17 protein-coding genes and 1 pseudogene are annotated in these 14,841 nt (G+C 32.0%); 14 read left to right on the forward strand and 4 right to left on the reverse strand.

All coding sequences use genetic code 11. The features are described from left to right. The first annotated feature begins 884 nt into the window (after nt 1–884). Genes V7056_RS12865 through V7056_RS12875 form a run of 3 tightly spaced genes read left to right on the forward strand, consistent with a single transcriptional unit; the run spans nt 885 to nt 2,661 of the window. Nucleotides 885–1,280, forward strand: coding sequence for a hypothetical protein (locus V7056_RS12865; RefSeq protein ID WP_499702501.1), 396 nt, complete (start codon nt 885–887; stop codon nt 1,278–1,280). 32 nt (nt 1,281–1,312) lie between these two features. Further along, on the forward strand, nt 1,313–1,771 hold the full coding sequence (locus V7056_RS12870; protein WP_499702502.1) for a flavodoxin: 459 nt from the start codon (nt 1,313–1,315) through the stop codon (nt 1,769–1,771). Next, complete coding sequence (locus V7056_RS12875) at nt 1,768–2,661, forward strand: WD40/YVTN/BNR-like repeat-containing protein (protein ID WP_499702504.1); 894 nt, start codon at nt 1,768–1,770, stop codon at nt 2,659–2,661. The genes V7056_RS12870 and V7056_RS12875 overlap by 4 nt, the downstream gene beginning before the upstream one ends. A 68-nt stretch (nt 2,662–2,729) precedes the next feature. Here V7056_RS12875 and V7056_RS12880 read toward each other — a convergent pair whose 3' ends face one another. Further along, nucleotides 2,730–3,224: an acyl-CoA thioesterase gene (locus V7056_RS12880; RefSeq protein WP_499702506.1), complete on the reverse strand. Its 495-nt coding sequence runs from the start codon at nt 3,222–3,224 to the stop codon at nt 2,730–2,732. Nucleotides 3,225–3,401: 177 nt separating this feature from the next. Further along, nucleotides 3,402–4,964 (reverse strand): annotated as a pseudogene (locus V7056_RS12885) (catalase); the annotation flags it as partial. A 310-nt stretch (nt 4,965–5,274) separates the two neighbouring features. Here V7056_RS12885 and V7056_RS12890 point away from each other — a divergent pair. Further along, complete coding sequence (locus V7056_RS12890) at nt 5,275–5,799, forward strand: SH3 domain-containing protein (RefSeq protein ID WP_499702507.1); 525 nt, start codon at nt 5,275–5,277, stop codon at nt 5,797–5,799. Nucleotides 5,800–5,885: 86 nt separating this feature from the next. Here V7056_RS12890 and V7056_RS12895 read toward each other — a convergent pair whose 3' ends face one another. Continuing rightward, entirely contained in the window at nt 5,886–6,404 is a 519-nt protein-coding gene (locus V7056_RS12895) for a cupin domain-containing protein (protein ID WP_499702509.1), read from the reverse strand. A 216-nt stretch (nt 6,405–6,620) separates the two neighbouring features. On the opposite strand from V7056_RS12895, the gene V7056_RS12900 reads away from it, so the two are divergent. From V7056_RS12900 to V7056_RS12945, 10 genes are all read left to right on the forward strand, one after another. Next, nucleotides 6,621–7,391 carry a DUF2935 domain-containing protein gene (locus tag V7056_RS12900; RefSeq protein ID WP_499702511.1) on the forward strand — a complete coding sequence of 257 codons (771 nt, stop codon included), beginning with the start codon at nt 6,621–6,623 and terminating at the stop codon, nt 7,389–7,391. A 211-nt stretch (nt 7,392–7,602) separates the two neighbouring features. Beyond that, nucleotides 7,603–8,058, forward strand: a complete 456-nt coding sequence (locus V7056_RS12905) for a hypothetical protein (protein ID WP_499702512.1) — start codon at nt 7,603–7,605, stop codon at nt 8,056–8,058. A 59-nt stretch (nt 8,059–8,117) separates the two neighbouring features. After that, entirely contained in the window at nt 8,118–8,636 is a 519-nt protein-coding gene (locus tag V7056_RS12910; protein ID WP_499702514.1) for an LURP-one-related family protein, read from the forward strand. 158 nt (nt 8,637–8,794) lie between these two features. After that, entirely contained in the window at nt 8,795–9,277 is a 483-nt protein-coding gene (locus tag V7056_RS12915) for a GNAT family N-acetyltransferase (protein WP_499702515.1), read from the forward strand. A 121-nt stretch (nt 9,278–9,398) separates the two neighbouring features. Beyond that, on the forward strand, nt 9,399–9,923 hold the full coding sequence (locus V7056_RS12920; protein ID WP_499702517.1) for a sigma-70 family RNA polymerase sigma factor: 525 nt from the start codon (nt 9,399–9,401) through the stop codon (nt 9,921–9,923). After that, a complete protein-coding gene (locus V7056_RS12925) occupies nt 9,913–10,851 on the forward strand; it encodes a hypothetical protein (RefSeq protein ID WP_499702518.1) in 939 nt (312 codons plus the stop codon). The genes V7056_RS12920 and V7056_RS12925 overlap by 11 nt, the downstream gene beginning before the upstream one ends. Before the next feature lie 258 nt (nt 10,852–11,109). Further along, nucleotides 11,110–11,829: a YebC/PmpR family DNA-binding transcriptional regulator gene (locus tag V7056_RS12930; RefSeq protein ID WP_499702520.1), complete on the forward strand. Its 720-nt coding sequence runs from the start codon at nt 11,110–11,112 to the stop codon at nt 11,827–11,829. A 185-nt stretch (nt 11,830–12,014) separates the two neighbouring features. Continuing rightward, on the forward strand, nt 12,015–12,503 hold the full coding sequence (locus V7056_RS12935) for a GNAT family N-acetyltransferase (RefSeq protein WP_499702522.1): 489 nt from the start codon (nt 12,015–12,017) through the stop codon (nt 12,501–12,503). Nucleotides 12,504–12,692: 189 nt separating this feature from the next. After that, nucleotides 12,693–13,937, forward strand: a complete 1,245-nt coding sequence (locus V7056_RS12940; protein ID WP_499702524.1) for an MFS transporter — start codon at nt 12,693–12,695, stop codon at nt 13,935–13,937. A 138-nt stretch (nt 13,938–14,075) separates the two neighbouring features. Further along, nucleotides 14,076–14,543 (forward strand): hypothetical protein, encoded by a 468-nt coding sequence (locus V7056_RS12945; protein ID WP_499702526.1) that lies wholly within the window; start codon nt 14,076–14,078, stop codon nt 14,541–14,543. 43 nt (nt 14,544–14,586) lie between these two features. Here the strand turns inward: V7056_RS12945 and V7056_RS12950 are convergent. Continuing rightward, nucleotides 14,587–14,841 (reverse strand): hypothetical protein (locus V7056_RS12950; protein WP_499702528.1); only part of this gene is annotated, 255 nt, incomplete at its 5' end.

Here is a 14,841-nt window from a genome sequence, read left to right on the forward strand (position 1 = left end):
CGGAGGCATGGGTCAAGGTGGCGGTATGGGCCAACAATGCGGTTGGATGATGACGAACCAAGGCTGGAAATGGATTTGTAGATAATTGTTTTAATGTATTAATAGATTAGTTATTTAATAAAAGGAACTTTTTATTTTGTGAATAAAAAAAACATAGGATAGTTAGTACAGCCATGTCTAACTATCTTTTTTAATGACAATTATTGTTAGGACAAGTCTTCAAAATTATGTTAAAGACCTCAGGATTCTATTTTCATTAATAAATGAAACTGCATGAGGTTATTTAGAACTAAGGTAGCTATGACTAGCATAACAAAAATTGAAATGTTCGAATGTATACAAGTCGTATTTAATAAAGTTTACTAAACTCCTTTATTTTCATATTTGAGAAAACAATTGAATTTGTTTTTTGAAGGGGGCTTGTCAATTTGAACAGGAAAAAAAATGGGGCTCTAATCCTCGTCTTATTTCTATTCTTAATCATTTTTATAATCATTAATGCTATTCGTCATATTAAAATCTATTTGGTATATAGTTCTGGGGTAATGCCCTTTATTATTGTAGGCATTACATGTCTCGTAATTATACTGTTATTTTTTGGTGGTTCCAGACAAAGAAGATAATACTATGTTAAAAATTCATTTTATGTAAAGTGAGAGCCTGTAAATAGGTTCTTTTTTATTTAGAAATTTTACAATAAATTTGTTTAAAAATTAAATTGACAATGATAATCATTATCATGTATCATAATAAATGAAAATGATTATCACTTTCAACTGACTGAGAATTCATTTAGAAAGTGGATTTTATAGGACATAAACAAGAATCTTTATATGAACCAATAGAGCTATGTAATAAGCATTAATTAAAAAAGGAGTGCAACAATGGATAAAACTTTTATGATACTTGAAACATTTCAACAGGAAGTAACTTGCTGCTGTCCTGGTCAAAAGCATCAACAAAAAATAGAGTTTCATGAAGGTGATATTTGGATAATTAATGAACGTAAATATGTGGATTGCTTAGGTTGGCATTATTTAGTAGAGATCAATGATGAATTTGAGTTTTATATTCATGTAGAAGATTTGGATACATTACATTCAAATGGAGCTATTTGTTCAGCTTGGGATATAGACTTAAAGCTAAATCATTTACATTTTAAAGTGAACGAAGCACTTGATCAAAATGATAGAGAAGGATTTATTTCAGGTGCAAATGAACTTCGTTTGTTAAAAGAAATGAAAACAAAAATGATGGAAGCATATGCACAGACTATTTAAATAAAAAAGTAGATTGTAAGGGGAGAATACACATGTCAAAAATTTTAATCGCTTTCGCTAGTATGTCTGGAAATACAGAGGAAATTGCTGAATTAATCAAAACAAGTATAGAACCTTTAGGCTATGAAATAGAAATGAAAGAAATTGAAAACATCAATACTCAAAAACTATTAGAATACGATGGTATTATACTAGGTGCTTATACTTGGGGAGATGGCGAGTTACCTTATGAAGTAGAGGACTTCTATGATGATATTGAAACAATGAATTTAACCGGGAAAAAGGTTGCAGTATTCGGTTCAGGTGACCACGCTTATCCAAAGTTTTGTGCAGCTGTTGACATATTAGAGGAACGATTAGTGGCATGTGGAGCGGAAATTGTGGAGCAAGGTTTAAAAGTAGAACTTGCACCAGAAACAGAAGAAGATATTGAACGTTGCGTTACATTCGCATTTAACTTTGCTGGGCGATTAGAGGGCGCGGCACTATGAATAACTTATTCAGTTCTACAGCAGTGACAAGAACTGAAGAAGGTAGTATCGTTTTAGCTACTAGTGAGAATATATTCATAGAAGAAAATGGAAATTGGATTTGTACATTATCATTATCAAACTATCAAATTAGAGACTTGACGTGCTCAGGGGGCATCATTTATGGGGCTGGCGACAGTGGCATATTTATTCGAAGTACGAATGGTGGGATTGATTGGTTAGTAGAACATTTCCCAACTAAAGCAAATGTATGGAGCATTGTTAGTAATGGAAGAGGGCTAGTAGTTGCTCATGGTGAGAAAGTAATTTACATATCAACTAATTATGGAGAGACTTGGAGTGTTTTATCACCTTTTGACGTTCATAATCCTCCTTCAATTCGCTCACTTTGCCTATATGAAAAGTATTTGTTTATTGGCACAAAGATTCATCCCGAAAACGGTGGCGTATGGATGATGGATTTATCTTCTCATGAAGTAACAAAATTGAATGCAAAAACGAATCAAATGATTTCAGCTATGATTGTTACGAATCACCAATTAGTAACGGTAAGTGGATCTTGTCGTGGTAAAGACGGCATCATTGAATTTATATCATTACATGATATAAAAAGGAAAACAGAATATTATTGGAATACATGTTATAGCACCGATGTTCAAGGTAGTTATTTAGATATTAGTGCTCATAATGGTGTCTTATATACTACTTCAAGTCAAAATGAATCAGGATATAGCACGGTTTCTAGAGTATATCTAGAAAGCCAGCAAATCGTTCCATGCGACTATGTAAGAGGACACGGTTGGAGAATTTGCAACGAAAACGAGAATTATATAGTTGCAGCACAAAATGAAACTAGATTTTTTGAGAAGAACTCGCAAAGAGTTTGTTAAAATAAAAAAGGAAATTCACAATGATGAATTTCCTTTTTTATTGTAGATTATCAAAAATTGGCTGAGTTTTATACAGTCAATATATCTGCAATTGCATATGTAGATTTTCGTCGCTCTTTTCGTAAACGTGCGCGTTCATTTCCTCCGAAATATAACGCATACTCCTCATCTGTAGAAGGGCGAATTTGTGGAATTGGACGGGGTTTTCCATTTTCATCTAAAGCAACGAAAGTGAGAAAAGCAGTCGCAGCAAGTTGCTGTTGACCAGTTCGTAAGTTCTCAGTCGTGATTTTGACGAATACCTCCATATAACGTTCATCAGTCCAACTGATAAAACTTTCTAAACAAACAGCATCAGTCGGTATAATTGGACGTAGAAATTCAACGGAATCTGTTGATACAGTCGCACATTCACATAAACAAAGTTTTGCTGCTGAAATGCTAGCTACCACATCGATTTCATACATTAAAACGCCGCCAAATAATGTATTGAAGTGATTAATTTCATTAGGAAATACTCTTTTTGTTCGGATTACTTTTGTCTCATGGCAATATTTATCCAAGGTCATTCCCCTCCATATCTCGTACTGTGAATTGTATGTCATAATTTTCTAAAAAGTCATACTCTTATTTTAGCCTGTGACGAAACATGCGTAAACTATTAGTTTTCGTAATAGACTTTCCGTATTTAAGAAGATTACACAAAAAAGATGCTGGTACAATCGTACCAACACCTTTATTTAATATCGATCGGATTCATGGCCCAACGATTTTGATTTATCTACTGCATTGTCTGCCGCATGATTACTTGTATGTTCAGATCGTTCACGTTTTACTTTCTCCAAGCCGTCGCGAACTCTTTTTCCATAATCTGCATCAGCTTGCGTAAAATAGCCAACCATTGTTTCTTGAATATGAGGCTTACATACTTTTAAAGCGTCGACAAGGTTTGAGATTAACTCATTTTTTTCTGTTTCATCGAAAGCTCGGTAAGTATCACCTGCTTGAGCAAAATCATTTGGACGATCAATTTTTTGACGTACTAATTTTGCGTTATAACTTGGTTCATGATCTTTACCATTTTTTGGTGCTTCTTTTAATCCGCCAAGAGATGAAGGTTCATAGTTCACATGTGGGTTTTGTCCCGATGCCTTGTCAACCTTATATTCCATTTGGCCGTCACGTTGGTTTGTAGCAACATGTTTCTTTGGTGAATTAACTGGTAGTTGTAAATAATTTGTTCCTACACGATAACGTTGTGTATCAGAATATGAAAATGTACGTCCTTGCAATAGTTTATCGTCTGAAAAATCAAGTCCATCAACAAGTACACCAGTACCAAAAGCAATCTGTTCTACTTCAGCAAAATAATTCTCTGGATTTTTATTTAGTACCATTTTTCCAACTTTTAAAAATGGAAACTTGTCTGGATCCCAAAGTTTAGTAGGATCAAGTGGGTCAAAATCGAGTTCAGGATGTTCATCATCACTCATAATTTGTACACATAATTCCCATTCTGGGAAATTTCCTTGTTCAATTGCTTCATACAAGTCTTGTGTTGCATGATTATAATTTGTAGATTGTATTTCATTGGCTTCACTTTGAAGAAGGTTTTTAATACCTTGGTTAAGCGGTTCCCAATGATACTTAATTAGGACTGCTTCTCCGTCTTTATTTACCCATTTGTATGTATTAACACCAGAACCTTGCATTTGACGATAATTTGCTGGAATACCCCAAGGTGAAAATAAAAACGTAACCATATGAGTAGATTCAGGTGTTAAATGTAGGAAATCAAACATTCTTTCAGGATCTGGACAGTTTGTGACTGGATCTGGTTTAAATGAATGAACCATATCTGGAAATTTTAATGGATCACGGATAAAAAATATTTTCAAATTGTTTCCGACTAAATCCCAGTTCCCATCTTCGGTATAAAATTTAACTGCAAATCCCCGAGGATCACGCAAAGTTTCTGGAGAATGTCCACCACCAACAACTGTAGAAAAGCGAACATAAACAGGAGTTTGTTTGCCAGCTTCTTGAAATAGTTTCGCTCTAGTGTATTTAGAGATTGTTTCCTCACCGACTTTACCATATGCCTCAAAATAACCACTTGCACCCGCACCTCGTGCATGTACAACTCGTTCAGGAATACGCTCTCGGTCAAAATGAGAGATTTTTTCCAAAAAGTCATAGTTTTCTAATGTTGTGGGGCCTCTATTTCCAACGGTTCTAACATTTTGATTATCAGTAATTGGATGTCCTTGACGATTTGTTAATATTTCTTCCTCGTTGTGCTGATTGTCCATTTGTGTACCTCCAATAAACAAATTCAAAGCTTAGATTGTCCATATTCTGGTAACGTATACAAATATTTCCTGTTAAACTAGTATGTTTTTACCAATTGAGTTCCCTTTTTTTTGATCCGAATAGCTTATGAATATTTACAATTTCGAAACATCTGATGACTTAATTTGAAACAACATTGCCATATGATTAGGCTATCAAAGGAAAGGAGAATACACACATCCTAGATAGAAAATCAACAATTTCCTTATTCAATTGCAACGAAGACACCGAAAATATTAAGTATTAATGGAGGAATAGTATATGAAACATAAATTATTAAAAGCATTTGTTTCTACAATCGCTTTAACTACTGCAATGTCATTTTCAAGTAGTGGGGTAATAACTCCTCAAAAGGTAAGTGCAGCCGTTATCGATGCACCAATTAGTGTGTATGAAGTTACTGCAAGTAAGTTGAATGTTCGTTCTGCACCAAATACAAACTCAAAAATTGTTGATTCATTAAGAAAAAAAGATCAAATAGAAATTGTTAAATATACGAATGCAAACTGGGCTCAGATTAAAACAACAACAACTAAAAGTGGCGTGGCATTTGTTAGTACAAAGTATTTAGCAAAAGTACAATCTATTATTACATCGAAAGCAAATCTAAATTTACGTACAGGTCCAAGTACAAAATACAAAGTATTAACTGTCATACCTAAAGGTGCAAATGTAAGTTTCTTAGGATATGCCAAGAGTAAAACATCTGTAAATACGGGGTGGGCAATCGTAACTTACAAAGGGTATAAAGGATACGCAAGCACAGCTTATTTAGATATGAAGTAAGGTAGATAGTGATTTTTAAACAGGTCTTGAAAACCGCACCGAATAAAAAATGGCGACTAATTTAAGATTAGTTGCCATTTTTTAATTTACTCAGGAAGTGTTTCGTAAGCTAGTTTTCTTATAATTTCTTCATGCTCAGAATATTGTTCTAATAATTCATTTTGAGTAAATAACTCAAAATCTTCAAATGCAAATCCAGGGGATACCATACATCCAACTAAAGAGAATGTATCTTGTTCCATTACAGATGAACCAAAGATTGAATTTTTTGGAACTAAATATTGAGGAACTTCTCCATTTTCTAGATTTAAACCTAATTTAATTTCTTCATACTGTCCGCTTTCATGGATTACATGGATCGTTAGAGCGCTTCCAGCATGGAAATACCATAACTCGTCAGATTTTAAACGGTGAAAGTGAGAAATGTCCTCCGATTTTAATAAGAAATAAATGCTAGTGTAAAGTAAACGATTACCATTGTATTGTACAGTTAACTCTTGATCAGAAATTTGTTCGGTTGATCGATATGTAGATTTGTAATAGCCTCCTTCAGGATGTGAGGCTAAATCCAATTTTGAAATCCAGTATTCAGGTTGATGATTCATTTTGAAATCAAGTCCTTTCAAATGTAAAGTGTTCACTTAATTATCATAATGCCCAAGGGATTGTTTGTTAAGTAAAGTAACCATATTACGATTGAATGTAGCCCATAAATAGTACTTATTTTATTTGATATAATAGTAGACTTTGATGATATAGACTAATAAATTTGTTTGGACCTTAATAAAATGAACTAATGTTACATAATTAAGGGGGAGACGATGGACAATTTTATCCAAACTGCTACATACGAACATTCCTTTTGGTTACAAGTATTACGAGATCACTCACAATTTATTTTAGATGGATTGGCTGAAAAGGAACAAGAGGAGATACAGCAAGCAAAGGCGTTCAAACATGCATTTCACGAGCTACTCAACCGTTTAAACACGGGAAGTAATATAGATGAAATTACCAAAATTGCAGAAGAAACTACTGTAGCATTAAGAAATTTTAAATTGTCTTTATTACAGAAGCAATTAACGTCGGAAATTACGATCCACTTAAGTCAGACATTTATCAATCATATGGTAAATGAACTTGAAGAATATCTATCAATTCTTTCGTATTTAAAACAAAATCAAACTCCACCTATCTTCCATGAATTACATCATCATTTATTGTGGGTATTAGATGCGGCTGGTCATGCAAGCATTATTTCAGATACACTTGATGCTGTTGAAAAAAAATTAAAGAAAAAAAGTGATGAGTTCGCAAATCATTTTGAACATTTCTATCTTAAATCAGTTGAACTTACAGGTTACTTAAGAACGAATCTCATGAGTTTTCCTGCACTTAGAAAAATGAATCGTGATATAAAATTAGAAATAGAACTTTTCCAAGTATTTTTAAATGAATTAGAAGAACTAGAAATATCTCATGAAGTACTCGGGACATTCTCTGCTTTAATGGCTGATCACATGATGAGAGAAGAAATGTACTATTTAAAAAAGTTAGCCCAGGCATCGAATGCAGCAAATAATATGGAATAAATTAAAAAAACACCTAAAAAAAATAGGTGTTTTTTCATTAGTATTATCATTTTATGGGTCATAACTACTTGTTTTGTAGTTCTTTTGTACTAAGGAAGGGAGAGGGCTGTAAACATACTATTAAAAAAATGCCTTATAATTTTCCCAATATACAATTGAATGAGGATAGCTTACATTATAGGTACCAAAAGAAATATGGAGAGTACGTAAAATGTTTAAAAAAGGAATTTTATTGATAGTTGCAATTTCAACTTTATTTTTAATTATTCAGGAGACCATTTTAACAAAAGAAGAAAAACCAGAGGTGAAATTTCTATTAGCTGATAAAGCGATTCCTTATAAAATATCAAACTATTCTTGGGGAAAAGTACTGAATAAAGATAAACTAATCATGAAAGATACATATAGCAGTGTGAAAGGGACAGAAGTAACCTCTGCATTTATGGGAGAATATGTACATATTCATTTTTCTGATCGCCCTGAAAATGTTGAAATTTTGGAATATAAGAAACATAAAAAAAATTATATCTATGATCAAAATACAAATGATCATGAAGGTTATGCTTTTCAGATAGATTCACAGAAGGGTGAGCGGGTTTTTGAGGTAAGAGGGATTTGGAAAGGAAATAATTATGTTACTTATATCATAAAGTTAAAAGTAAGTTAATTATTTTTTACGATAATCCTAGGCTGATATAAACTTCATTTTTTGGAAGTAGGGATGATATGAAGAATGAAACATTATATTTTAATGAGAACTTCTTTTCTACAGGAATTACAGATATATATAATGAATCAAAAGAAATAGTAGGAAAACTTGATTTGAAAAGTATGTTTTCATCTGGGGTGGATGTACTAGACTTACATGGAAATATTGTTGCAAGTGGAAAATTTCCATTTTTAAGCTCAAAGTGGAAGATTAGTAATCAATCGAGTCAGGAGATTGGTTCTTTAAGAGGAAGGTTTTCTTTCTTTTCCAAGAAATATGAGTATGATGCTTATGGTAAATATACTTTTCAGATTAAATCAGAAGCGTTTTCCAAACTGTATGAAGTTTTTAAAGATGAAACCACGTTAGTATGTAAATTCGAGAAAATTAATGGTTTTTTCTCCTCACCTGCATTTAGATTAGAAAGCTTCAAAAGTGAACTATCATCAGAAGAATTAATTCTACTTGTCATGGGTGTTTATGCGATTCAAAGACGAAATAATAGCGGTGCTAATAGTGCCTCTACAACAATGTGAGTAATAATCCTTTCAAATATAAAAAGCATATTGTTTATGAGTGAACGACATATTTGAATATAATTAACTTCTAAAATAGTTTTCTTTTTTTCTTCTTTTATAATAGAATGAGAATATACGTTCTATTATTGGGAGTTTACTATGGAGGATTATTAAATATGTTAGATGGAGTAGAATTACAGCATTATAAAACTGAATTTTTCGAATCGTTAAACGAGTTTAGTTTACCGGAAGAGCAAGAACAATTTACTTCATTACCGGTAGCCATGTTAGAAGCTTCAGAAGAACGGTATCCGATCGTCATCTTAAGTGAGTCTCGTCCAGTTGGATTCTTTGTATTACATTCCAGTTCGAGGGTAAAAGACTATACCGATAATCCTAATGCTATGTTACTGACATCATTTTCGATTGACCATAAGCATCAAGGAAATGGATATGCAAAAAAAGGATTACTTCAAATAGAAAACTTTGTTAATGAATTTTTTCAACACTGCAATGAGATTGTTTTAGCAGTGAATCATAAAAATATTGCTGCTCAAAAAGTATATGAAAAGGTTGGTTACCAAGATACAGGGAGAAGGAAAATTGGTTTAATTGGTGAACAATTTATTTACAACTATACTTTACATAGAAATAAGTAATGATTAAATAGATGACATCTAAAAAGCTCTTGTTGGAGCTTTTTTTTCATTCGTATAAAAAAATAAAAGCTAAAGTATCACTTGATACGTCTAATATATGTGGGATGTGGAGGTGCAAAAAATGATTCAGTTAGTAAAAGAAGCGCAACAAGGAAATGACCATGCATTTTTAAAACTGTTCCAAGAATATGAAAACGATATTTATCGAACAGCATTTGTTTATGTGAAAAACGAAGAAGACGCGTTAGATGTAGTCCAAGAAACTGCGTATCGTGCATTTAAATCAATCAAAAACTTAAAGGAACCAAAATACTTAAAAACTTGGATTATTAAAATTGCCATCAGTTGTTCAATTGATGTATTACGAAAACAAAAAAAAGTTGTTGAATTAAAACCGGAAGTTGAAAAAGTACTTTCGAGTAAAGATGAAAAGGATCTATCTCTTTCAATGACCTTAGATGATTTAATCAAATTATTAAATGAAACTGAAAAGAAAGTAATTATATTAAGGTATTATTTTGATTTTACAATTAAAGAAGTTTCGGAGACTTTAAACATTCCACTTGGTACGGCAAAGACAATCTTATACAGAGGACTAAATAAACTTCGAAAAGAATTGAATGGAGATGAAATGTATGAACGATAAAATCAAACAAGAAATGAATCGAATCCAGATTCCGAATGAACTTCATGAAAGAGCTATAATTGGTGTGAAGAAAGCGAAAAGTGAAATGACAAAACGTAAAAATTATCTATATAAAGTTGTACCATTGGCTGTTAGTATTGCCTTTTTATCGATCGGTGGATATAGCGCTTGGAATGCCAATCACCACCAATCAAATGAAAGTCAGAAAATAGTATCAAGTCTTCTTGATAAAAGCGGAGTTACGATACCTGCTATTGAATTACCTAAAAGTGGAGAAACGGCAAAAATGATGCCTTTATTTGTTTATAAAGGAAGAATCTATACACAATCTTCTACAAAAATTGATCCATCACAAGTAAAAAATTTATTAGGTGAAAAGCTTGGGAAAACGAGAGCTGGTCTTGATGAATGGAGTAATCAAGATGATTATGCAGTTGAATTCGCTTCATCAATTGGAGAAGTAGATATTTATTCAGTAAAAGGATATCAACAAGAGTTTAGATTAATGACCTATGACGTAAGCAGCGGATATGCTGAAGTTTATGAAAGTTTAAATGGTGTAACGATTAGTAGTGGAAGTGAAATCGTCGAGAAATTACAATTGATGAATATCGAAAAGGCAAAGTCGAGAACATTTGATGACTGGAATAATAGTGTTGAAAAATATACAGAGATAAATGATAAAGTATTATTAAATTCTTTTGTGAATGCATTAAATGATTCAATACCTTATTTAAGAGAAGATGTTGAAGCAAAGTTAGGAAACTTTCAAAATAATGAACAATATAAGGAACTAACAATTTCTCTAACTGATGGAACGAATGTAACATTATGGGTTGTAAAAGATGGTTATATTAGTTACGGCAATGCCCTTTATTTCAAAATAAATCATGAAGTTTTAATGAACCTGTGGAATCAAATGAAATAGTAATAAAATATAATTATAATCTACCACTTTAAAAAACATCCTGACACAATCTCGGATGTTTTTTGTTTTACATTTTATAGATTGGTTGATAATGATATAGATTCATTCGTTTATATTCGTGAAAAATTTTAAAAATAAGGTATAATATAAGGTAGATTATTTGTTAATGTATTAATAGATTGAGGTAAACTCTATTGTAATAAGCATTGGCAAATTACTTAATAAATTTGATTTAATGTTGAAAGAGAGTGGAACAAGATGGGGCGTAAATGGAATAATATTAAAGAAAAAAAAGCTTCAAAAGATGCAAATACAAGTCGTATTTATGCAAAATTTGGTCGTGAAATATATGTAGCTGCAAAACAAGGTGAACCTGATCCAGAATCAAACCAAGCGTTAAAAGTCGTACTTGAACGTGCAAAAACTTATAGCGTACCAAAAACAATTATTGATCGTGCTATTGAAAAAGCAAAAGGTGGTTCTGAAGAGAATTTCGATGAATTACGTTATGAAGGTTTTGGACCAAATGGTTCAATGGTAATTGTTGATGCATTAACAAATAATGTGAATCGTACAGCTGCTGAAGTGCGCTCGGCATTCAGTAAAAATGGTGGCAATTTAGGTGTAACTGGTTCAGTTTCTTATATGTTTGATGCAACAGCAGTAATTGGCCTTGAAGGGAAAACGGCTGACGAAGTACTTGAAATCTTAATGGAAGCTGATGTAGACGTTCGTGATATTTTAGAAGAAGATGATGCAGTAATTGTGTATGCAGACCAAGATCAATTCTATGCAATTCAAGAAGCATTCAAGAATGAAGGTATTACAGAATTTACAGTAGCAGAATTAACAATGCTTGCTCAAAGTGATGTAACATTACCAGAAGACGGACAATTAAAGTTTGAAAAAATGCTAGATGTACTTGAAGATATTGAAGATGTTCAACGTGTTTACCATAATGTAGACTTAGGAGAATAATTGAAAAGTAGACCTTTTGAAGGTCTACTTTTTTTACGAAATTCAGGTCTTGTATATATGTAATCATTTTTGAAGTGAAAACGTGTTAATATTTAGACTGTTTTAGTATACATAGTTATATTGCTCCCTTTATTTGGGGTAGGATTGCAAGTCTAAGTAAATTTGAAACTTAATGGAGTGAAAATATGGAATTTAATTCATTTGAAATAGTAAAGTTAATACCTTATGAAGAAAAATACAGAAATGCAATCGCAAATTATGATTTACCTAAAGAACAGGCGATCTATACTTCATATCCAATAGAAGCATTACAGCAAATTGAATGTGAACAAGTACTACCAGTGCTAATTTTGCTAGAAAATGACATTGTAGGTTTTTTTATTTTAGATGGACGAACTAAAGACAATCTCTATACCAACAATAAGAACGCGATTGTTTTTAAGTCTTTTTCGATCGATCAACGATTTCAAGGAAGAGGAATTGGTGAGCAATCAATGAATATATTAACTAGTTTTACGAAAAAAATGATGGCTAATAAAAATGAAATCATATTAACAGTACATCATACAAATATACCTGCAATCCATTTATATAGAAAATGTGGGTTTGTTGATAAAGGAATTAGATATTCTGGTGAACATGGTGAAGAATTAGTTTTTCATTATGAATTATAATTTGTATTAAAGATTCAGAAAATTGGATAAAATAAATTTAAGAAAGCCATTGAACATTAAGGAATTTTAATGTAATATAGGAAAGTACGTTCTATTAAGGAACATTAGTTCTTGTTTTTAGCATAAAATGTAAATATTTACATATGTTATTTTGATTAGAAAAATAAAATGATTATGGAGAGGTAAAAAATGACTACTAGTACTTCTAATCCTTCGATGGCATCATTATTAAAAAATCGTTTTGTCCAGACGATTCTGTCAGCAGGTTTATTCATCCAAATTGGTATATGGGTCCGTAATTTTGCCATATTATTATTTGTTATGGAAAAAACGGATGGTGACGCAACAGCAATATCTCTAATTTCAGTTGCTGAATTTGCACCGATTTTTATTTTTTCTTTTATCGGTGGAACTTTTGCCGATCGTTGGCGACCAAAGCGTACGATGATTTGGTGTGACCTTTTAAGTGCAGCATCAATTTTTGTTATATTGCTTGCGCTATTATATGGAACTTGGAAAATCATATTTTTTGCTACTTTAGTGTCGGCAATTTTGTCGCAGTTTTCACAACCTTCAAGTATGAAATTATTTAAAGTACATGTACCAGGAGAACAAATGCAAGCTGGTATGTCTATATTTCAAACAATGATGGCAATATTTATGATTTTAGGTCCAGTATTGGGTACGTTTGTTTATCAACAATCAGGTATCTTTATTTCAATGGGAATCGTAGGAATTGCATTTTTATTATCAGCTCTTGTTTTAACAAAACTTCCAAAAGATGAAATTGAAGAAAAAGCCGAGGAAACAACTTCTTTATGGGAAGAAATGAAGCTTGGCTTTCAATATGTTTGGTCTCGTAAGGTTTTGGTTATTTTAGGTGGCGTATTTACAGCCGCAGGATTAGGTTTAGGTTTTATTCATCCTTTAGCTATATTTTTAGTAACTGAAAGACTAGGTTTAGATAAAGATTATTTACAATGGTTATTTGCTGCAAATGGGGCTGCCATGATTATTGGTGGTGGTGTTATTATGGTTATTTCAAATAAACTTGCCCCACATGTATTATTATTGCTTGGTATGTCTGTTACAGCTATCGGAATTTTTGTAATGGGTTGGTCAGAATTTTTCTGGATCACTTTAGTCGCTGAATTCTTTATGGGATTATTTATGCCAGCATTACATATTGGTATTAATACAATTATCCTGAAAAATACAGATGAGAAATTTGTGGGAAGAGTAAACGGAATTTTAACGCCGTTATTTATGGGCTCTATGGTTATTACAATGAGTTTATCGGGTGTACTAAAAGAACAGTTCTCCTTATTCTCTATATACCAATTCTCAGCTCTACTATTTGTCTTCGGTATTCTTATAATGATTCCGATGTTTAAAATAATGAAACATGTTAGTACTGTTGAAGTAAAATCATAAAGCAAAGTAAAACCGATTACCAATAGGTAGTCGGTTTCTTTGATGTTGATATTGTATTTTCCATATACTTATTATCTAAATTTTCTTATAATTAATTATAAACTTATATAAAAGTACTATATAAAAGGAGGTCCACTTGTGGAGGAAATCATTCAGAAACCAAGTTTTACACATAGGGAACTAGCAGTAACATGCTTTAATAAGGTATGGGATTTACTTGTATTGGAAAACAGGTCTGAGAAAGAATCAGAAGAAATGGTTCATTTATGTCATAGCTCGTTTTGGCATTGGACACAGGTACTGGAGCATACACCTACCAATCTATCAATAGGATATTGGCAGTTATCGAGAGTATATGCTGTAACTGGAAAAGCGGAAACAGCTTTATACTACGCTGAGAAATGCATAGAGATTAGTACAAATGCTGAATTGAAGCCGTTTTACATAGCGTATGCTTATGAGGCTGCAGCTCGAGCATATAAAGTACAAGGGGAAGCTGTAAAATTCCAAGAGAACTTAGAAACTGCTTTTCATTTTACAAGTCAAGTGGTAGATGATGAGAGTAAAGGGTGGCTCACTAAGGATTTAGAAGATATTCAAAGTTGAATTATCAAAAAGGATTACTTCTTAGAAGTAATCCTTTTTTTAGTTAAACCATTTGAACATTATGTATTTTTTTGATTGCCCATCTTTTATCAATCTTTATTAAATCTATTAAAACATTACATTTATTTCTTCCTTCATGATAAATTCCTTCAGGATTATAGTCTTCCTTAAAGGTAATTTCATATTTTACTTTTATTGAAACTTTACGATCTTTTTTTAGTAAATGAATAGCAGATAGATTATCACCGACATACTTTGAGTCAGTTACATTTGTCATTATTTTAGTAAAATATAAAGA

Origin of the sequence: Bacillus sp. JJ664, from assembly GCF_036962205.1 — a bacterium.
GTDB lineage: Bacteria > Bacillota > Bacilli > Bacillales > Bacillaceae_G > Gottfriedia.

Excerpts from the sequence above, each read along its gene's own strand:
- V7056_RS12865 (WP_499702501.1), top strand. The coding sequence starts at position 885 with ATGGATAAAACTTTTATGATACTTGAAACATTTCAACAGGAAGTAACT.
- V7056_RS12875 (WP_499702504.1), top strand. The coding sequence starts at position 1,768 with ATGAATAACTTATTCAGTTCTACAGCAGTGACAAGAACTGAAGAAGGT.
- V7056_RS12870 (WP_499702502.1), top strand. The coding sequence starts at position 1,313 with ATGTCAAAAATTTTAATCGCTTTCGCTAGTATGTCTGGAAATACAGAG.
- V7056_RS12910 (WP_499702514.1), top strand. The coding sequence starts at position 8,118 with ATGAAGAATGAAACATTATATTTTAATGAGAACTTCTTTTCTACAGGA.
- V7056_RS12890 (WP_499702507.1), top strand. The coding sequence starts at position 5,275 with ATGAAACATAAATTATTAAAAGCATTTGTTTCTACAATCGCTTTAACT.
- V7056_RS12905 (WP_499702512.1), top strand. The coding sequence starts at position 7,603 with ATGTTTAAAAAAGGAATTTTATTGATAGTTGCAATTTCAACTTTATTT.
- V7056_RS12900 (WP_499702511.1), top strand. The coding sequence starts at position 6,621 with ATGGACAATTTTATCCAAACTGCTACATACGAACATTCCTTTTGGTTA.
- V7056_RS12935 (WP_499702522.1), top strand. The coding sequence starts at position 12,015 with ATGGAATTTAATTCATTTGAAATAGTAAAGTTAATACCTTATGAAGAA.
- V7056_RS12930 (WP_499702520.1), top strand. The coding sequence starts at position 11,110 with ATGGGGCGTAAATGGAATAATATTAAAGAAAAAAAAGCTTCAAAAGAT.
- V7056_RS12895 (WP_499702509.1), bottom strand. The coding sequence starts at position 6,404 with ATGAATCATCAACCTGAATACTGGATTTCAAAATTGGATTTAGCCTCA.
- V7056_RS12915 (WP_499702515.1), top strand. The coding sequence starts at position 8,795 with ATGTTAGATGGAGTAGAATTACAGCATTATAAAACTGAATTTTTCGAA.
- V7056_RS12925 (WP_499702518.1), top strand. The coding sequence starts at position 9,913 with ATGAACGATAAAATCAAACAAGAAATGAATCGAATCCAGATTCCGAAT.
- V7056_RS12940 (WP_499702524.1), top strand. The coding sequence starts at position 12,693 with ATGACTACTAGTACTTCTAATCCTTCGATGGCATCATTATTAAAAAAT.
- V7056_RS12920 (WP_499702517.1), top strand. The coding sequence starts at position 9,399 with ATGATTCAGTTAGTAAAAGAAGCGCAACAAGGAAATGACCATGCATTT.